The sequence below is a fragment of the Mesorhizobium sp. UC74_2 genome, assembly GCF_042701485.1.
Lineage (GTDB): Bacteria > Pseudomonadota > Alphaproteobacteria > Rhizobiales > Rhizobiaceae > Mesorhizobium.
Window position 1 is genome coordinate 2,671,809 of record NZ_CP170562.1, and the last position, 17,314, is coordinate 2,689,122.

Here is a 17,314-nt window from a genome sequence, read left to right on the forward strand (position 1 = left end):
CGGATTCAAACGGAACCGCGACAGCTTCTATCACGTGCGGCCAATTGTCAGCCGGATTTGTTGGGCGCATCCGGAAATAGGCCGCTACCAAACAGCGCATGAACCGGTTTCCCGGTGGTGACCAATCACTCTTCCGTGACGCGCGGCGTCAGAAGGCCAAGCTCTTCAAGATCGATGTCGGTCAGCGGATCCTCGTCCTCGGTCAACTCGTCGGGATCGGCCGGCGGCAGCGGTACCGAGAAATTGGCCGGCATGCGAGTGGAAAGCAGACCAGCCCCCTTGAGTTCTTCGATGCCCGGCAGATCGCGGATTTCCTCCAGAGCGAAATGGTCGAGGAACTTGTCGGTGGTGCCATAGGTGACAGGTCGGCCCGGGGTCTTGCGCCGGCCACGCATGCGGATCCACTCCGTCTCCAGCAGCGTGTCCAGCGTGCCCTTGGAGGTTTCGACGCCGCGGATGTCCTCGATTTCAGCGCGCGTGACCGGCTGATGGTACGCGATGATGGCCAGCACCTCGAGCGCCGCGCGCGACAGCTTCTTCTGCTGGACCGAATCCCGGCTCATCAGGAAAGCGAGATCGCCTGCGGTGCGGAAGGCCCAACTATCGCCGACACGCACCAGGTTGACGCCGCGGCGCGAATAGATGTCCTGCAGTTCCACCATCGCTGCCGCAACGTCGACACCGTCGGGCAAGCGCTGGGCGAGCTGCTTCTCGGTTACAGGCTCGGCACTGGCAAAGACGATTGCCTCGGCCATGCGCACGGCCTCGGCCTGATGGAGACGTTCCGCCGGATTCTTTACCGAGACCGCTTCCTCCCCGTCTTCCACCGCGAAGGGGATGACCGAAGCGTTGCTGCTTTCGTTCATTGCACGACCTCGACTGCCTTCGCGCGCTGGCGCCCACGCAGATAAAGTGGGGCGAACACCTCATCCTGGCGCATTTCCATGCTGCCTTCGCGCACAAGTTCCAATGTCGCCGCAAAGGAAGACGCCATGGCAGTGCGCTTTTCCGCCGGACTCGCCAGATATTCGATCAGGAAGCTGTCCAGCGCTGTCCAGTCCGCCGACGTACCGATCAGCCGGGCAAGGATGGTGCGCGCTTCCTTGAGCGACCAGACCCCGCGCTTGGCGATGCGCACATTGGAAATCGCCTGACGCTGACGCTGACCGGCATAGGCGGTGAGCAAATCGTAGAGCGTCGCAGAGTATTCGTTGCGCTTCTCGACGATGACCATCTCCGGGATGCCACGCTGGAAAACATCGCGGCCGAGCCGGTTGCGGTTGACAAGACGTGCGGCCGCATCTCGCATGGCTTCGAGGCGTCGCAGTCGAAACTGCAGCACCGCCGCCATCTCCTCGCCGCTCTCCCCCTCCTCGCCTGGCTGCTTGGGAATTAGCAGCTTCGACTTGAGGAATGCGAGCCACGCTGCCATCACCAGATAGTCGGCGGCAAGTTCGAGGCGCAGCGCCCTCACCTTCTCGACGAAGGCCAGATACTGCTCGGCCAGCGCCAGGATCGAGATGCGTGCGAGATCGACCTTCTGGTTGCGGGCAAGATGGAGGAGAAGGTCGAGCGGTCCTTCGAAACCGGCGACGTCGACGACCAGCTCGGGATCTCCGGTGACGCGATCGCCGTCACCCTCAGTCCAGAGGCGGTCCATCGGCGCGGCCTTGCCGGCCCTTTTCTCCGCGAGTTCCGCCACCTTGCCTCTTTTTCACTCCATGCGGTTACGCGACCGCCTCGAAATAATCCGCGAACTCGGCGCGCAGTTCGGCCTCGTCCTTGTCGTCATGTCCCTTGACCGAAGCGAGTGCCCGATTGGCCCGCTCCAGCGCCTTGCCTTCCAGAGGTTTCGCCCGTGAAGCCACGGCCATCATTTCTTCCATGACCCCGTTGCAGTGAAGGACCAGATCGACGCCCGCCGCAAGGATCGAGGCGGCCTTTGTCTGGAAATCCCCAGAAAGTGCCTTCATGGACGTGTCATCCGACACGCAGGAGCCCGTCAAAACCGATCTCGCCGCGGATAATTTCCTCCACGACCTTGCCGGAGGTGGTCGCCGGATTGTTGGGATCGACCGCGCTGAAGATGACATGCGCGGTCATCGCCATCGGCAGGTGGTTGAGCGCCTGGAATGGGGCGAAATCATGCCTGCGCAGCTCTTTCAGTGACGTTGTCACCGTCGGCAACTCGAGATGCGTGTCGGCGAAGGCACGGCCATGGCCGGGAATATGCTTCATGACGGGGATGACGCCACCCGACATCAGACCTTCGGCGGCGGCACGGCCAAGCGCGGTGACGATCGAAGGGTCCTTGGCATAGGCGCGCGCGCCGATGACGTCGTTGGCGCCCTCCACCGGCACATCCAGCACCGGCAGGCAGTCGGCGGTTATGCCGTAGCGCAGGAGATCGAAAGCATGCAGCCGGGCAAGCAGCCAGGCGGCGCGCAGCCCGGCCTCTTCATTTTCCCGGTACAATGCGCCAAACGCCGCGCCGGCCGGATAGTTCGGTGCCAGAGGCGGCCGCAGCCGCTGCACGCGCCCGCCCTCCTGGTCGATAAACACCGGCGCCTGCGGCCGGCCGATGCAATCGCGCATCTCGGCCACGAGATCGCGGATCTGTTCCGGCTCGGAAATGTTGCGGGCAAACAGGATGAAGCCCCATGGACATTCGCTCCGATAGAAGCTCTTTTCCTCACGGGTGAGAGATGTTCCGGCGCAGCCGAGGATGAGGGTCTGTGATTCGGTCATGGCCAGAGTCTAGAGCTTTCGGCAGGCCAAGGGAATCTCGGGCCGAACGGCCGCAATCTGGACGACTGCCGGGCTGCATAAGATGCCAAAACAACACGTCCAAGGCTTCCAAACATGCTTCTGATCATCGGCACTGTCCGCCTACCGCCCGAAAAACTGGCCGAAGCGCGCCCGGTGATGGAGCGCATGATCCTCGCCAGCCGCGTTGAAGCAGGTTGCCTCGAATATTCCTATGCCGAGGATGTGCTGGTTGCCGGGCGTATCCACGTCAAGGAAATCTGGCTCGACCAGGCTTCGCTAGACGCCCATTTTGCTTCCGACCACATCAGGGCCTGGCGGGCGACCTGGGCGCAACTCGGCATCGTTGACCGCAACCTCCTCGTCTACGAGATCGGTGAAGCACGGGCGACGTAGCCCGTCGCCTGGCCTGATAGAAGAGGCGTCCAGCCCGATTGGCACACTGGCCTTATGCCACGTAGATGATGCCTGTCCAGAACCAGACGACGATGAAAAACGATCTCGCTCGCCCCACCATCATGCTATCGGCCGGCATGGCATTGTCCGGGACATCGGGATTGTTCTCGATCATGTCCGGCCAGCCCACGTTCAATGTTGTTTTCTTCCGCTGCCTGTTCGGCGCGGTCGTGTTGTTCGCCTGGGTCTGCTTTCGTGGCGGTTGCAGCGATTACTTCCGTATAGCCAGGCGGCAATGGCCACTGATCCTGATCAGTGGACTGTGCCTCGTCATCAACTGGCTGGCACTGTTCGAGGCATTCAACCGCACCTCGATCGGCTTTGCGACCATCATCTATCATCTGCAGCCGTTCTGGATCGTGCTGATCGCCGGCCTGTTTCTCGGGGAAACGCTGTCGCGCGACAAACTCGGCTGGATCGCGATCGCGTTCATGGGCCTGGTGCTGACCATCCTGCCCAAGATCGGCGCCATGCAGGCAGACCGGGACTGGCTGATCGGTGTCGGCCTGGCAGTTTTGGCGTCGCTGTTCTATGCGGCGACAACCCTGACCACCCGCGCCGTCAAATCGGTCAAGCCGGATGTGCTGAGCACGCTGCATTGCATGATCGGTCTTGTTGCCTTCACCCCGTTCGTGGGGACCGCAACACTCACCGGCGGCTTGCCGATGTGGGGTTGGCTGGCGGGCCTCGGCCTCATCCATACGGGTATTGTGTACGTCCTGCTCTATTCCGCATATCCCAAGCTACCAACCCCGGTGATCGCGGCTGGTGCCTTTTTCAATCCTGCTGCCGCGCTGATCACGGATCTGGCCGTCTTCGGGCGCTCGATCACGCTCACGCAAGGCGCCGGGCTGGTTCTCATTCTTCTGGCTGGGCTGGCAGTCAACCTCGGTTGGCCAATGCTGTCAGGATCTATGGCGCGAAGCCGAAACTGACGGTGTTCGGCCGCTATGCACCTTGTTTGTAGCGAACGGGGTTGTCGGGCTCGGCCTCGAAGATTTCAGCGCTGCGAGTGACAAGCTTTTCCAATGTATCGGCATCGAGATCGGAAAAGCGCTCAAAGCTGAAATTGTTGCGCCCGGCGCGAAGCGCGCCGAGCCGACCGGCATAGAGCGCCACGATAGGACGTCCGTCGACGGTGATTGCACAATAGAGGCTGATGTAGTTCTTCTGCAGCGCCAGCCCGATCACTGGCCATAGTACCTGTTTTTCGCCCCCGACCGCATAGCGGAACTGGCCATAGCCGATCATCTGCAAACGCATGCCGGCCTCGCCAGCCGGCGTGCCATGATGAAAATACCGGAGAAGTCCTGGAGCCGCACGACGGATCAAGCCGTCGACTGCTTCGAGTTCGCCCCGCCGTCGAGGGTCGAACTCGAAATAGCTTTCCAGGTTGTCTGCATGGACCTGAAACACGATCCAGCCTCATGCGGACTGCAGCTGTTGTCTCGGCTGCGGTGGAAACGCCAGAGCGATGGCCACGGCGCCCAGACCAACGATCGCAGAACCGATGAACAGCCACGAATAGCTCGCATAGGCGTCATAGACCCAGCCGCCGGCCAGCGGACCAAAGGCCATTCCGATACAGGAGAGCATGGTTGCCGCGCCGAAGACGGTGCCCAGGATACGTGGCCCGAAATAATCACGCGCCAGCACGGCATAGAGCGGCATGACGCCGCCATAGGTACCGCCGAAAATCAGCGCCAGGGTGTAAAACTCGCCGAGTGTGCTGACCATCAGATAGGCTGCGATGACGACGGACTGGATGAGCAAGCCGGCAATCAGGACCGGCTTGACGCCGAGCCGATCGCCAAGGACACCGAATATTACACGGCCGCCGAGGCCTGCCAGACCTTCGACGCTATAGATGGAGACGGCTGCCATCGGCGCCACCCCGCAGGCCATGGCATAGCTGACCATGTGGAAGATCGGACCGGAATGCGCCATGCAGCAGGCAAAGAACGTCAGCCCCAGAACCAGGAACTGCGTGGACTTTAATGCCTGGCCAACGGTCATGCCGTTGCTGTCGCCGGCAACGGTTCCACCCTCGCCGTCGGCGGCGAGTCCGTCCGGCGCACGCCGCACCAGAAGGGCCGCCGGCACGAGCAATACCCAGGACATCACGCCTATGCAGAACATGGCGGTACGCCAGTCGTAGGCTGTGATCAGCCAGCGCGCGAAGGGCGAAATCGTCATCGGCGCCACGCCCATGCCGGCTGAGACCAGCGAAACCGCCAGGCTGCGATGTTTGTCGAACCATGCCGTTGTGGCGACGATCATCGGCGCGAAAAAGGCACTTGCCGCCAATCCGACCAACACGCCGTAGATACCCTGAAAGATCAGCAATGAATGCACCTGGCTTGCCAGAACCAGAGCGAGCCCGAGCAGAACCGCGCCGATCAGCACCACGATGCGTGGGCCGAACCGATCGGTCGCGGCGCCCCACATGAAGCCGCCAACGCCCATGACCAGGAAATTCAGCGTCATGGCGCTGGAAATGCCGGCTCGCGACCAGTTGGTGTCGACCGAGATCGGCTCGAGGAAGATCGCGAGGGAAAACATCGCGCCCAGCGCGACACAGGTCATCAGCGCACCTGCTGCGACGATCACCCAACGATAAGAAGTACCCATATCCGTCCGCCTCCCAAAGCAGGAAACTGCCGAAGGCGTGCCGACCACCGGCCCGCCGTCATCAAAATGACGTTCCGGGCCGGAGACCGCCGACACATTGGACGAGGTTTTCTTTTTCGGACACGATGATAGCTGCCATGACCTGACAGCAACCGCGGTCCGGGTTAGTGGCTGCTCGACAGCTTCATCAGGACAAGGCCGCTGACGATGAGGACGGCGGCCAGCACACGCATCGGCGTCATTGCTTCGCCCAGCACCATCACGCCAACGGCGAAGGCGCCGACGGCCCCGATGCCGGTCCAGATCGTGTAAGCCGTGCCAAGCGGCAACGTCTTCATGGCAATCGACAACAGCCCGAAACTCGCGATCATCATGACGATGGTGATGATGGTAGGGGTGAGCACGGTGAAACCTTCCGACTTCTTCATCGAAAAGGCCCAGACGACTTCCAGCAGTCCGGCGACTATGAGATAAACCCAGGCCATGACGACCCTCCTTTGGAGAGCCGGGCCGTCCCGGACATTCTTTCCCAAGCTGGGGAGGTCGTCCTCTGGCTCTAATTTAAGGTTTTTCGGCATCAGGGCAATGGCTTGCGGCGCATGGCTGCCATGCGCCTGCCAAACCGCGTTGCCCTGCACGAGACGGGGTGCTAAACGCCGCTCTTCGCGATCATCATCGGAGCACCGGCATGGGAGCCTTACCGCAATCAGACAGATAGGCCGCAACGACGCTTTCGTTGTTGCGGCGTGCTGTCCACTCCCAGCCGATCGACCGGACTGACTGACAGGCGCTGCTCGAACCCTTTTTTGAGCGGACCCTTTATCATGTCTAAGAACAATCCCGTATGGGCCCATGGCCTGCCGGCGGCGCTGCTGCTGATGGCCCCTTTCGACCTTCTCGCCTCGCTGGCGATGGACATCTATCTGCCCGTCGTCCCTGCGATGCCCCAAAAGCTGAACACGAGCCCTGCCCTTATCCAGCTGACGCTCAGCCTCTATATGGTCCTGCTCGGCGCAGGCCAGATCGTGTTCGGACCCCTCTCTGACCGTATTGGTCGCCGGCCGGTACTGCTTGGCGGCGCCATGCTGTTTGCAGCCGCTTCCTTCGCCCTCGCTACGACAACGACCGGAGCGCTGTTCCTCGGCCTGCGTCTGTTGCAGGCTGTCGGAGCATCGGCCGCGCTGGTCGCCACCTTCGCCACGGTGCGCGATGTCTATGCCGAGCGGCCGGAAGGCACTGTCATCTACAGCCTTTTCAGCGCCATGCTGGCCTTCATTCCGGCACTTGGACCGATCCTCGGCGCCTTGATCGCCAGCCAGGGCGGTTGGCGCGCCGTGTTTGTCGCGCTGGGCCTGCTGGCGCTGCCAGCCGTCGCCAATGCGTTTGTGCGGTGGCATGAAACCCGGCCGGCAGCGATCACGAAGACTGCCCCCGCGATACTGCCCATACTGCGCAGCCCGGCATTCTGGACGTATACGCTGGCCTTCAGCGCCGCGATGGGAAGCTTCTTCGTGTTCTTCTCGACGGCGCCGCGCGTGCTGATTGCCCAGGCCGGTTACTCGGAACTGGTGTTCAGCCTCGCGTTTGCCACCGTCGCCGGCATCATGATTGTGACGACGCGCTTCGCCAGGCGTTTCGTGACCCGCTGGGGCATTCCCGGATGCACGAAACGTGGCATGGTGCTGCTGCTGGCAGCGGCATTGATCCTTGGCCTCGGGCAAATATTCGTCGAACCGTCCTTCGTCACCTTCATCCTGCCGATGTGGGTAGCGGCTATCGGCATCGTGTTCACCGGCGCGGTGACGGCAAATGGCGCGCTGGCCGATTTCGGTGATCGCGCGGGAACGGCCGTGGCACTGTACTTCTGCATCGAAAGCCTGATCGTCGGCGTCGGCGGCACATTGGCTGTGCTGGCATTCGACGGCAACACGGCCTGGCCACTCGTGGCTTACATGGTCGTCATGGCGACAATCGTGCTGACAGCGCTGACCATGCATCGCGATCAGGACCGGTCACGCTGATGACATCCCTCTCCCGCGTGGCGCGCCGTCGCCCTGCGGGAGAACCGTCACTTCCTGCTCTGCGGGTAGATGGTCTCGCCGCGCATCAGCATCGCCACGAATTCCGCGACCTTTTTCCTGCGGCCGGCCTCCGTCTTCAAATTGTGGATGCGGAACACGAGCGCGAAGCGATTCTGCGAACTCAATTTGGCAAACATTTCGCGCGCCAATGGCTCGGCGTCGATAGCGGCCCGCAGGTCTTCGGGAACCGTCAAGTTCTTGCTGCCACTGTAGGCGTTGGCCCATCGTCCGTCGGACTTGGCGGCATCCACCTCACGCAGACCATGCTCCGTCATGCGCCCTTCCTCGATCAGTCGAGCGACATTGTCGACATTGATCTGGCTCCAGATGCTTTTCCTGCCGCGTGGCGTGTAGCGCTGCAGATAGCTGGTCTTGTCCAACCCCTTGCGGATGGCATCGATCCAGCCCCAGCACAGGACGACGTCGATGGCCTCAAGCGGTGTGATCGAGGGCAATCCCGAACCGACCTTGTGGATCTTGATCCAGACCTCCGTTTCACCGGAATGATTTTGGGCAAGCCAGCGATAGAAACTGTCTGCGTCCGGGAACTCACATACCTTCGCGGGGTCAACGAAAACCGGCGCCATCAGTGCGCCTTGGCCGAATAGGCAAGCGTCAACGGCGTCGGCAGCGTGCTGGCCTTCACTTCAAAGATCTCGACCGTCTCGGGCAAATTGGTCAGGAATTCCTCATCCCGCTCAAGGTGCCTGATCTTCGTGGGATCGCTGCCGGCGAAACGCGACATGGACGGAATGTCCTTCCAGAAGGACATGACGACAAAATCGCTTTCGCTCGCACGATCCCGCCGCAGCATCTGCACGCCGACGGTATATTCCTTCAGATCCGGAAGACCTTCCGCATAGAGGTAGGCTTCATAATCGTCGGCGCGACTGGCCGGAGTGCTGCCGCGCCAAACGCGCACGATCTGCGTCATCAGGCTTGCCTGCGTCATGACTTCCTCCATTGAGCATCGCGTCCAAGGGCAGTAGCGCGCCGGTTGCCCAGGCCGCACCTCCACGCTACTAATGGCTCCAGGCGTTAGCAAGAATTGAGTGCCGATCGAGGCAATCATCCTGACAAAAGAGGTTCATGTGCCTGCAGAACCGGTCTGGCCGCACCGCTTTATCGCAGGCACCCTGTGTCTGGATTTCGTCAACACGATCGATCTGACCGGTACGCCAAAAGAACGCGACCTGATCGCCGACTACGACGCACTTGTCGGCTGGAGCGTGGCACGCGGTACGATGCCCTCGGCGACGGGAGAAAAGCTGCGGCGGCGGGCACGTACGGCGCCCTTAGACGCCGCCAAAGCGCTGGCGGACGCGCTGGCGCTGCGCAGCGTCATCCGCCAGCTCGCTGAAACGGCACAGGCAAATGGCGACCTTTCGCCATTACTGCCCTTGATCAACACCTATCTCGCATACCTCACCTCCCCACCCCGGCTGCAGAAAATGCGAGGGACGGGAGAAGCCACCTACGATCTGCCGGGCCAAAACCTCGCCGAGCCGCTATGGCCCGTTCTGTGGACACTTTCGTCATTGCTGGTTTCGGAGGACCTCGGCAGGCTGGGGACCTGTCATGCGAAGGACTGCCGGGCGATTTTCATCGATCACACCAACAACCGCTCCCGTATCTGGTGCGCCAGCGACCTGTGCGGCAATCGCGAGCGTGTGCGCCGCGCCTACTGTGCAAGGCGAGTGAAATGAACCCCGTCAAGGAACCGCTGACGTCGGGGCTTGGCTGCCGGCAAAGTCGTGGGAACGGAACAAGGATTTCTTCAAAAAGCAAACGGCGCGGCAAAGGCCGCGCCGTTCTTGTTGAAACGTTTGTCCTGCCTACTTCGAAACGAAGCAGTTGCCACCGGCCGCCTTGTAGCTGGTGCACAGCTTGATGGCGTCTTCACGGGACTGCGCCATGACGCGTACCCGGTAGAAGGTGCCTTTACCGGCAACGTCTGCCTTCACAATGTTGGCGCTGCGCCCAGCCAGCACATTCGAATAGCGACGAGCCAGGTCCTGATAAGTCGACTGCGCGCCCTCGACACTCGGCTGCGATGCGATCTGCATCGACCAGCCAGATGCTGCGGCGGCCGGAGCCTGCTGCTGCGCCGCAGCAACCTGCTGCTGTGCCTGCGGCTTGACCTCACCGGCGATATCGACCGGCTGGTCGGACGGACGCTGCGGGACAACCGGAGCAGCGGACGGCGTTGCAGCGACGGTGCTCGGCTTGGCCGGCTTCAGCACAGGTTCGGCAGCTTGCGGCACAGTGCCGGTCTGATCCTGGCCAACACGCTGCGGCGTCGGGTCAGTCGGTTCGGAAGCGGCAACCGGAGCGAGGGCCGGCTCTTCACGCGGTGCAAGCGTGCCATCGGGCTTGACCACCATGGTACGGACCTTGCGCGGTGTTACCAGCGCACCTTCCTGCGTGCCTGCGTTCTCCTGTGCGACCTGGGCAACGCGGTCTTCCGACTTGACCGGCTGCTGCGCGGCATTCTGTGCCCCGCCTTCACTGTCGTCTGTTCCTGAGAAGGCAGCAGTGCGCTCAGCCTGAGCGGCTTGCTCCTTGGCTACGACATCGACCGGTTCCTCGGCATTGGCAACCAGCTTCGGCTGCACCGGATTGGCCGGGCGCGCGCCCTTGGCGACCGCGTCATAGACCTTGTTGTCCTGGTTCGGGATGACGGTGCCACCGGGATTTTCCGGCTTCACTTTCATCGGCTGGCTGTCGGCCTTGACGATCGCCGGCGCTTCCGAGCTCGAACCGCCACCGAACGAGAAGGCGAAGGCACCGATGCCTCCAACCACAGCGACTGCACCGACCAGGGCCGCGATCATCAAACCGCGGCGACGCGGCGCCTCGTTGGGTTCGGCAGCAGATGCGTCCGGGATGGTCATGCTCTCGTCGAAATCCGGATCGTAGTCGAAACCGTCATCGGCGATCTGGCCGGCTGCAGGTGTGGAACGCTGAGCGCCACGAGGATCGTAAGCCTGGTAGCCGAGATCCGCATAGGCGGCGGCGGCTGCCGCGGCCTGCGGCGAGTCGGCATATGCCGGCATCTCGACACGGTCGCGCTTGTAGCCGTTGCCGGCGTCGTCGTCATACTGTGCCGTCTGCTGAGGTGCAGCCGATTCACCTGGCAGCATCTCGTTCAGAAGAGTCGAGAATTCGGCGTCAAGTTCGTCGAAATTGGAATTTTCCGGCTTGTCCTGTTCGAACGGCACTTCCGGAATGTCGAGATCGTCCGCGAGCGCGACCACACGCTCCGGCACATCCATGGTCTCGATATCCGGCACATCTTCGCGAACAGCGGCCTGATGCGCAGGCTTCTGCCAGGACGGAGCAGCGGCTTGAACGGCCGGTTGCGGCGCTTCTGCCACGCGCGGCTCCATCTGCATCGCCGGCTGAACCGGTGTCAGCTGCGTCGGCGCAGAGAACTGCTGCACGGATGCAGAGTACGGCTGTGCAGGAGCCGCGTATGGCTGCGCCGAAGGCGCCACGGGATTACCGCGGCTCCATGCGCGAATCGGCTGAGCGAAGGTCGCGGTGGCAGCAGCAACCGCTGCGGCCGGAGCCGCCCATTTCAATGCTTCGACAGGGTCTTCGATCTGCTCGGAAGGTTCCTCGTCGAGCGTGTCCAGGCCACCGGCCATTGCCGCATCAAAAGCGTCGGTATCAAAATCGATGTCGGCCTCCGCACGCGGAGCTTCTTCGATTTCGGCCGCTGCAAACTCCTGAACCAGCACAGCGTCGAGATCGGCATCGACCTCATGCGGAACCTCGGGCTCGCTCATCGCAGGAGAAGCTGCAAATTGCGGGCGCCAGGTCTCGACCTCTGCGGCCGGAGCCGCTGCCGGCCGCGCCGTCATGCGCCCCAGCAGCGCGTTCAGTTCATCTTCCAGACTGCGGTCCTGCGCAGCAACGGAGGGCACTTCGGCCACGGGCTCGGGAGCCATTGCAACAGGCTCGACCATCTCGGGCTCGGCGGCAGCCAGCGCCACGGCCTGGCTCTCGTCGGTGAAAGCATCGTCCAGATCGATGTCGAAGTCAGGCTCGCTCTCGGCAACGACGTCCGTTGCCTGCGCGTGATGACCGAACGTTGGCATGAAAGTCTGCTCGGAGCGCAGCGGATCGGCATCAACCTCTGCCTCGGCGACAACGGGCGCTTCTTCGTGCGCGCCGAAATCCATATCGACACCGGCAATGGCCGTGTCGAAATGGTTGTCGAAATCATCGACGGCAGCCGGTTCGGCCGCGAGGCTTGCCGATACTTCGGCGACAGGCTCGACCGCAACTTGTCCGGCAGCGACAGGCTCAACTGCCGCGACAGGCTCTCGTACCGTTTCATCGGTGAAATCGAGATCACCGAAATCAACGTCGCCCATAGCGGCTTCATAGTCTTCAAACTGCTGCCCGGTCGGCGTGATTTCCGAAACGATCTCTTCATCGACCGTGACGGCATCAAAAGCCCGCTCGTCCATGTTTCCGGCTGCGGCCGTGAAATCGAAATCAGGCGCGTCGTCTTCCACCGGGCCTGCGATCGCCGGAACAGCGGGGTCGGCGACATTGAACTCGTGCTCCATCGAAGCCACGAAGTCATCGTCCAGTCCGTTGTCTGCATACGATTCGGCCGCCAGATGCGAAACGCCGGCCATAGGCTGAACCGCTGCGACAGGCTCCTCCTGATAGACCCCGAACTCGCCCATCAACTCCTTTTCGAGGTCGATATCGAAGTCCTCGGACGGCCCCGCAACGGGCTGCGGCGCAGCCTGGCGCTGCACAGGTTCGCGAGGATCAAAGCCCATGATGCGGGTCAGTTCCGCGAACGGATCGTCACTTGCGATGTCGTTGTGGTTGGCTACACGCGCCTGGGTTCTGTCTGCCATTGTCGTTCCCGAACTCGCACTCATCGGACGCCATGGACGTCGCGGAAGGTTGGCCCCTACCAGCGCAATGTGGGCAAATGGTGACAGGCTTTTCGGTCGAACCTAGCGCATTTCGGTCGGGGCATCCGCTCCGATCAACGCAAGGCCAGACGACAATACGTCCAGAACAGCCTGCACCAGCCCGAGTCTGGCATAGGTCAATTGTGGGTCGTTAACCTTAACAAAACGTAAGTCCACGTGATCATTGCCGCGGTTCCACTGTGCGTGGAAACCACTGGCGAGATCGTACAGGTAAAAAGCCAGCCGGTGCGGCTCCTGCGACTGCGCCGCCTGCTCGATCAGGCGCGGATATTCAGCAAGCTTCTTGGTCAGCGCAAGCTCACCTTCATCCTTCAGCAGATCAAGCCCCGCCGACAGCTGCTGGCGCGACGGATCGACAATGCCGAGCTGCTCCTTTGCCTGGCGGAACACCGAATGGCAACGTGCGGTGGCATACTGCACATAGAACACAGGGTTGTCTTTCGACTGCTCGGTTACCTTGGCGAAGTCGAAGTCGAGCGGTGCATCGCTCTTGCGGTAGAGCATCATGAAGCGCACGGGATCGCGGCCGACTTCCTCGACCACTTCGCGAAGTGTGATGAAATCGCCCGAGCGCTTCGACATGCGAACGGGTTCGCCATCGCGGAACAGCTTGACCAGTTGGCACAGCAGCACGGTGAGCTTGACCTTGCCATCCGTCACAGCTTTCGCCAGGGCCTCCAGCCGCTTGACGTAACCGGCGTGATCGGCACCGAGCACATAAATCAGCTCATCGAAACCGCGGTCGACCTTGTCCTTCAGATAAGCCACATCCGCAGCGAAGTAGGTGAAGGAACCGTCCGACTTGACCAGCGCACGGTCCATGTCATCCCCGACCGCCGTCGAGCGGAACAGCGTCTGCTCGCGGTCTTCCCAATCGTCGGGTTTTTCACCCTTGGGAGGAGGCAGCTTACCCTTGTAGATATGTCCCTTGAGCGTCAGATCGGCAATCGCCGCACGGATCGCCTTGGCGCTGTCGGCATGCAACGTCCGCTCGGAGAAGAAGACATCGTGATGCACGTTGAGCAGCGCGAGATCTTCCTTGATCATCACCATCATGGCATCGATCGTGCGATCCTTGACGATCGCCAGCGCTTCATCTTCCGGCATCTGCAAGAGATTGCGGCCAAATTCGTTGGCCAGTGCCTGACCAACCGGCACCAGATAATCGCCGGGGTAAAGGCCGGAGGGGATCTCGCCGATGTCGTCGCCCAGAGCCTCACGGTAGCGCAGGAAGGCTGAGCGGCCGAGCACATCGATCTGCACGCCGGCGTCGTTGATCACATATTCCTTGGTCACCTTGTAACCGGCAAAGGCGAGCAGGTTGGCCAGCGTGTCGCCGACGACGGCGCCGCGCGTATGGCCGACATGCATAGGCCCGGTCGGATTGGCCGAGACATATTCGACATTGACCGAGAGGCCGTCGCCGATCTTCGAGCGACCATAGTTCTGCCCCTCGGCGACCAGACCAGTGAGATGCCGGTGCCAGAATGCGTCGGTGAGCCTGAGGTTGACGAAGCCCGGTCCAGCGACTTCCGCGCTGGTGACATCCGCGTCGTTGCGCAGCGCTTCGACGATGCGCTCAGCCAGTGCGCGCGGATTCTGTCCGGCAGGTTTGGCCAGCACCATCGCGGCATTGGTCGCAAGGTCGCCATGGCTCGCGTCACGCGGCGGTTCGACCGCGATGCGGCCAAGATCGAGCACGCCGCCATCTTTGTCTTTCAGATCAAGGCTTTCCACGGCCCTGATGACCCGCGCGGTGAAGTCGGCGAAGATGTTCATGAAAACTGCTCAACGTTTATGCAAGAAGAACCGGTCATTGGCCGGCGAAAATCGCGCCCGGCCTAACTCAAATCGGGCGTTCGGTCAAACAAACGTCGGTGTTCCTTCAGCGCGTAGGTATCGGTCATGCCGGCTATGAAGTCGGCAACGTCGCGCGCCTTGATGCGATCTTCGGCGCGGTCGAGCCCTTCGCGCCAGCCGTCCGGCATGGCGCGTGGGTCGGCGAAATAGGTATCGAACAGGTCCTTCACGATCTGCTCGGCTTCGGCGCGCACACGCATGACCTCAGGGTGGCGGTAGAGATGCGCATAGAGAAAGGTCTTCAATTCCCCCTCCGCCCCGGCCATCGCTTCGGAGAACCGGACAATGGTTTCGCCAGCCCCACGCACGGTATCGGGGCTGCCCGGAGCGAGCCGCGCGAGATTGGCCTTGGCCGTGACGATGACGTCCTCGACCATCTGCGTGATCTGGCGCCGCATCAGCTCGTGGCCGGTGCGTACCGGATCAAGCGCCGGGTAACGTTCGCGCACCCCCTTGAGGATAGAGCCCGGCAAACCGACGACCTCCAGCATATCCAGGCTGATCAGCCCCGAGCGGATGCCGTCGTCGATGTCATGGGTATTGTATGCGATGTCGTCGGCAATGGCCGCGCATTGCGCCTCGACGCTGGCATAGCGCGACAATTCGAGGTCATGCAGTTCGGAATAGTCCAGAATCGCCCGAGGGACCGGCCCTTTCAGGCCCTGCCCCGCACCATCGGTCAGCGGGCCGTTGTGTTTGACCAGTCCTTCCAGCGTCTCCCAGGTCAGGTTCAGCCCATCGAACTCGGCGTAGCGCCGCTCCAGCCGTGTGACGACACGCAACGACTGCGCGTTGTGATCGAAACCGCCCCACGGCGCCATCTTCTCGTTCAGGGCGTCCTCGCCGGTGTGACCAAAGGGCGTGTGACCAAAATCGTGCACCAGCGCCACCGCTTCGGCCAGATCCTCATCAACACAGAGAGCCCGCGCGAGCGCGCGAGCGATCTGCGCTACCTCGATCGTGTGGGTGAGTCGGGTGCGGTAATGGTCGCCTTCATGGGCGACGAAAACCTGCGTCTTGTGTTTCAGCCGTCGGAAAGCCGTGGAATGGATGATACGGTCGCGGTCACGCTGGAAAGGCGTGCGTGTCGGGCTTTCCACCTCCTGGAACAGTCGCCCACGCGAACGCGCAGGATCGCACGCATAGGCTGCGCGTGGCCGGTAGCCGAAGCCGATATCGCCAAGCTCGCTGGTCATCGCCCCTGTCGCTGTTGACTTGCCCCGTCCCGCTTCATACCTATCATGCAGAACAGAACGCAAGGTGACGCCCATGGGTGCCGACGCCAAAACCGCCATGAAAGTCGAGATGACGGAATCCGCCGCGAAGCGGATTTCCAAAATCGTGCGCGACGAACCCGGCAAAACCGCGTTGCGCGTTGCCGTCGAAGGTGGCGGCTGTTCCGGCTTCTCCTACAAGTTCGACCTGGTGGATGGCCGCAACGATGACGACATTGCCATCGAGCGCGACGGCGCCACCATTCTCATCGACGACATATCACTGATCTATATGGGTGGCTCCGTCATCGACTTCGTCGATGATCTGATGGGGCAGTCGTTCCAGATCCGGAATCCGAATGCCGTCGCCTCCTGCGGTTGCGGAACCAGCTTCAGCATATGAAGTCAGTTCTCGAAGGGCATGAGAATCCGACGACGGTTCTCATTGCGCGCGAGATCAATGCGATTTCCGATCTGGACATCATAATTTGGGCAAATCGCCACCGGCCAAGCGAGAGCTATGCCGACGACGCGGATTTTCTGAATTTGGCGCGATCAAATCCGCGAAATGAAAGCAACTTGGGCAAGGCCCGCCAGCATCTCGATGAATTGGTCGGGCGCCGCTTCCCCGCTTTCTCTCTGACCTCCAAGGAGGGTGAGGAAATCGCGCGATCCATCTTTCTTCGGCGCATCAGGGCGTACCTGGATGATGCATCCAAGCCATTCCAGACATGTCGGATGCTGAGCCCGATCGAATCCCTATATGGATATCCTGAATGGCTGGGTGACTTTGACAATGGCTGTGATTGGATTGATCAACGCACAGAGCGGGAAGACGCACAACATCTGCATGATGTGATTGCAGCGCTTCTCGCCGCGAACAGAACTCATCTGTCTCTGGAGAAAAGCTAGCATGCCTTCGATCGGCGCGGTTCGTCAGGTTGCGCTGTCGGCCGGGCGCAATCTCGATGCCACGCTCGGCTTCTGGCATGATGTGCTCGGTCTGCCATTGCATTCGCGCTTCGATCCGCCCGGCATGGCTTTCATCATGGCTGGGCATGTGAGGCTGTATTTTGCCGACGGCGTGCCAGCGGGCACCGTTTACCTCGACATAGCTGACATCGAGAACTTCCACGCGCAGGCCAAAGCAGCGGGCGTGCCGTTCACCGCGGCACCGGCAATGGTGCACCATGACGTGAACGGCCTGTTCGGGCCGGCGGGCGAAAGCGAATGGATGGCTTTCCTGAAAGATCCTGCCGGCAACACCATCGGCCTGGTCGAGCGCAAGACAAGCTAACGGCCTGTTCTGAGCGCACGGCCTCTGTACGAGGATGTGGCCCAA

General features: G+C 61.7%; 18 protein-coding genes and 1 pseudogene. 7 read left to right on the forward strand and 12 right to left on the reverse strand.

Going from position 1 to position 17,314, the window contains the following annotated elements; genetic code table 11:
- Nucleotides 1-125: 125 nt before the first annotated feature.
- The 3 genes and pseudogenes from scpB to nagZ form a co-directional block, all read right to left on the reverse strand.
- Nucleotides 126-866, reverse strand: a complete 741-nt coding sequence (gene scpB / locus ACFJIU_RS12920; RefSeq protein ID WP_379072007.1) for an SMC-Scp complex subunit ScpB — start codon at nt 864-866, stop codon at nt 126-128.
- Nucleotides 863-1,660, reverse strand: a complete 798-nt coding sequence (locus ACFJIU_RS12925; RefSeq protein ID WP_379073083.1) for a segregation and condensation protein A — start codon at nt 1,658-1,660, stop codon at nt 863-865. The genes scpB and ACFJIU_RS12925 overlap by 4 nt, the downstream gene beginning before the upstream one ends.
- Nucleotides 1,661-1,727: 67 nt before the next feature.
- A pseudogene (gene nagZ, locus ACFJIU_RS12930) lies at nt 1,728-2,748 on the reverse strand (beta-N-acetylhexosaminidase).
- Nucleotides 2,749-2,862: 114 nt separating this feature from the next.
- On the opposite strand from nagZ, the gene ACFJIU_RS12935 reads away from it, so the two are divergent.
- Entirely contained in the window at nt 2,863-3,162 is a 300-nt protein-coding gene (locus tag ACFJIU_RS12935) for a putative quinol monooxygenase (protein ID WP_379072010.1), read from the forward strand.
- A 52-nt stretch (nt 3,163-3,214) separates the two neighbouring features.
- Here ACFJIU_RS12935 and ACFJIU_RS12940 read toward each other — a convergent pair whose 3' ends face one another.
- A complete protein-coding gene (locus tag ACFJIU_RS12940) occupies nt 3,215-3,337 on the reverse strand; it encodes a hypothetical protein (RefSeq protein WP_379072013.1) in 123 nt (40 codons plus the stop codon).
- On the opposite strand from ACFJIU_RS12940, the gene ACFJIU_RS12945 reads away from it, so the two are divergent.
- On the forward strand, nt 3,336-4,157 hold the full coding sequence (locus ACFJIU_RS12945) for a DMT family transporter (RefSeq protein WP_379072016.1): 822 nt from the start codon (nt 3,336-3,338) through the stop codon (nt 4,155-4,157). The genes ACFJIU_RS12940 and ACFJIU_RS12945 overlap by 2 nt on opposite strands.
- 13 nt (nt 4,158-4,170) lie before the next feature.
- Here ACFJIU_RS12945 and ACFJIU_RS12950 read toward each other — a convergent pair whose 3' ends face one another.
- The 3 genes from ACFJIU_RS12950 to ACFJIU_RS12960 form a co-directional block, all read right to left on the reverse strand.
- Complete coding sequence (locus tag ACFJIU_RS12950) at nt 4,171-4,638, reverse strand: hypothetical protein (RefSeq protein WP_379072018.1); 468 nt, start codon at nt 4,636-4,638, stop codon at nt 4,171-4,173.
- A 9-nt stretch (nt 4,639-4,647) separates the two neighbouring features.
- On the reverse strand, nt 4,648-5,853 hold the full coding sequence (locus ACFJIU_RS12955) for an MFS transporter (protein WP_379072021.1): 1,206 nt from the start codon (nt 5,851-5,853) through the stop codon (nt 4,648-4,650).
- A 164-nt stretch (nt 5,854-6,017) separates the two neighbouring features.
- Nucleotides 6,018-6,338, reverse strand: coding sequence for a DMT family transporter (locus ACFJIU_RS12960; RefSeq protein ID WP_379072022.1), 321 nt, complete (start codon nt 6,336-6,338; stop codon nt 6,018-6,020).
- 339 nt (nt 6,339-6,677) lie between these two features.
- Here ACFJIU_RS12960 and cml point away from each other — a divergent pair, with 339 nt between their 5' ends.
- Complete coding sequence (gene cml, locus ACFJIU_RS12965; RefSeq protein WP_379072025.1) at nt 6,678-7,874, forward strand: CmlA/FloR family chloramphenicol efflux MFS transporter; 1,197 nt, start codon at nt 6,678-6,680, stop codon at nt 7,872-7,874.
- Between the two features lie 47 nt (nt 7,875-7,921).
- On the opposite strand, the gene ACFJIU_RS12970 is transcribed toward cml, so the two are convergent.
- Both ACFJIU_RS12970 and ACFJIU_RS12975 read right to left on the reverse strand, forming a co-directional pair.
- Nucleotides 7,922-8,521 carry a YdeI family protein gene (locus ACFJIU_RS12970; protein ID WP_379072028.1) on the reverse strand — a complete coding sequence of 200 codons (600 nt, stop codon included), beginning with the start codon at nt 8,519-8,521 and terminating at the stop codon, nt 7,922-7,924.
- Nucleotides 8,521-8,886, reverse strand: coding sequence for a hypothetical protein (locus tag ACFJIU_RS12975; protein WP_379072030.1), 366 nt, complete (start codon nt 8,884-8,886; stop codon nt 8,521-8,523). The genes ACFJIU_RS12970 and ACFJIU_RS12975 overlap by 1 nt, the downstream gene beginning before the upstream one ends.
- Before the next feature lie 100 nt (nt 8,887-8,986).
- On the opposite strand from ACFJIU_RS12975, the gene ACFJIU_RS12980 reads away from it, so the two are divergent.
- A complete protein-coding gene (locus ACFJIU_RS12980; RefSeq protein ID WP_379072033.1) occupies nt 8,987-9,640 on the forward strand; it encodes a CGNR zinc finger domain-containing protein in 654 nt (217 codons plus the stop codon).
- Nucleotides 9,641-9,769: 129 nt separating this feature from the next.
- Here the strand turns inward: ACFJIU_RS12980 and ACFJIU_RS12985 are convergent, their stop codons facing one another.
- The 3 genes from ACFJIU_RS12985 to ACFJIU_RS12995 all read right to left on the reverse strand — a co-directional run bounded on the left by ACFJIU_RS12985 (nt 9,770) and on the right by ACFJIU_RS12995 (nt 15,954).
- The gene (locus tag ACFJIU_RS12985) at nt 9,770-12,817 is read right to left on the reverse strand and encodes an SPOR domain-containing protein (RefSeq protein WP_379072036.1); all 3,048 of its coding nucleotides are present in this window, start codon (nt 12,815-12,817) and stop codon (nt 9,770-9,772) included.
- A 102-nt stretch (nt 12,818-12,919) separates the two neighbouring features.
- Nucleotides 12,920-14,677 (reverse strand): arginine--tRNA ligase, encoded by a 1,758-nt coding sequence (gene argS, locus ACFJIU_RS12990; protein ID WP_379072039.1) that lies wholly within the window; start codon nt 14,675-14,677, stop codon nt 12,920-12,922.
- A gap of 62 nt (nt 14,678-14,739) precedes the next feature.
- Nucleotides 14,740-15,954 (reverse strand): deoxyguanosinetriphosphate triphosphohydrolase, encoded by a 1,215-nt coding sequence (locus ACFJIU_RS12995; RefSeq protein WP_379072041.1) that lies wholly within the window; start codon nt 15,952-15,954, stop codon nt 14,740-14,742.
- Nucleotides 15,955-16,027: 73 nt separating this feature from the next.
- Here ACFJIU_RS12995 and erpA point away from each other — a divergent pair, with 73 nt between their 5' ends.
- The 3 genes from erpA to ACFJIU_RS13010 are packed head-to-tail and all read left to right on the forward strand — an operon-like array spanning nt 16,028 to nt 17,269.
- The gene (erpA, locus tag ACFJIU_RS13000) at nt 16,028-16,375 is read left to right on the forward strand and encodes an iron-sulfur cluster insertion protein ErpA (protein WP_379072044.1); all 348 of its coding nucleotides are present in this window, start codon (nt 16,028-16,030) and stop codon (nt 16,373-16,375) included.
- A complete protein-coding gene (locus tag ACFJIU_RS13005) occupies nt 16,372-16,884 on the forward strand; it encodes a hypothetical protein (RefSeq protein WP_379072047.1) in 513 nt (170 codons plus the stop codon). Before erpA ends, ACFJIU_RS13005 begins: the two co-directional genes overlap by 4 nt.
- 1 nt (nt 16,885) lies before the next feature.
- A complete protein-coding gene (locus ACFJIU_RS13010; RefSeq protein WP_379072049.1) occupies nt 16,886-17,269 on the forward strand; it encodes a VOC family protein in 384 nt (127 codons plus the stop codon).
- Nucleotides 17,270-17,314 lie beyond the last annotated feature (45 nt).

Coding starts and splice junctions, on each gene's coding strand:
- scpB (WP_379072007.1), bottom strand. CDS start 866: ATGAACGAAAGCAGCAACGCTTCGGTCATCCCCTTCGCGGTGGAAGAC.
- ACFJIU_RS12925 (WP_379073083.1), bottom strand. CDS start 1,660: ATGGACCGCCTCTGGACTGAGGGTGACGGCGATCGCGTCACCGGAGAT.
- ACFJIU_RS12935 (WP_379072010.1), top strand. CDS start 2,863: ATGCTTCTGATCATCGGCACTGTCCGCCTACCGCCCGAAAAACTGGCC.
- ACFJIU_RS12945 (WP_379072016.1), top strand. CDS start 3,336: ATGTCCGGCCAGCCCACGTTCAATGTTGTTTTCTTCCGCTGCCTGTTC.
- ACFJIU_RS12940 (WP_379072013.1), bottom strand. CDS start 3,337: ATGATCGAGAACAATCCCGATGTCCCGGACAATGCCATGCCGGCCGAT.
- ACFJIU_RS12955 (WP_379072021.1), bottom strand. CDS start 5,853: ATGGGTACTTCTTATCGTTGGGTGATCGTCGCAGCAGGTGCGCTGATG.
- ACFJIU_RS12960 (WP_379072022.1), bottom strand. CDS start 6,338: ATGGCCTGGGTTTATCTCATAGTCGCCGGACTGCTGGAAGTCGTCTGG.
- cml (WP_379072025.1), top strand. CDS start 6,678: ATGTCTAAGAACAATCCCGTATGGGCCCATGGCCTGCCGGCGGCGCTG.
- ACFJIU_RS12970 (WP_379072028.1), bottom strand. CDS start 8,521: ATGGCGCCGGTTTTCGTTGACCCCGCGAAGGTATGTGAGTTCCCGGAC.
- ACFJIU_RS12975 (WP_379072030.1), bottom strand. CDS start 8,886: ATGACGCAGGCAAGCCTGATGACGCAGATCGTGCGCGTTTGGCGCGGC.
- ACFJIU_RS12985 (WP_379072036.1), bottom strand. CDS start 12,817: ATGGCAGACAGAACCCAGGCGCGTGTAGCCAACCACAACGACATCGCA.
- argS (WP_379072039.1), bottom strand. CDS start 14,677: ATGAACATCTTCGCCGACTTCACCGCGCGGGTCATCAGGGCCGTGGAA.
- ACFJIU_RS12995 (WP_379072041.1), bottom strand. CDS start 15,954: ATGACCAGCGAGCTTGGCGATATCGGCTTCGGCTACCGGCCACGCGCA.
- erpA (WP_379072044.1), top strand. CDS start 16,028: ATGGGTGCCGACGCCAAAACCGCCATGAAAGTCGAGATGACGGAATCC.
- ACFJIU_RS13005 (WP_379072047.1), top strand. CDS start 16,372: ATGAAGTCAGTTCTCGAAGGGCATGAGAATCCGACGACGGTTCTCATT.
- ACFJIU_RS13010 (WP_379072049.1), top strand. CDS start 16,886: ATGCCTTCGATCGGCGCGGTTCGTCAGGTTGCGCTGTCGGCCGGGCGC.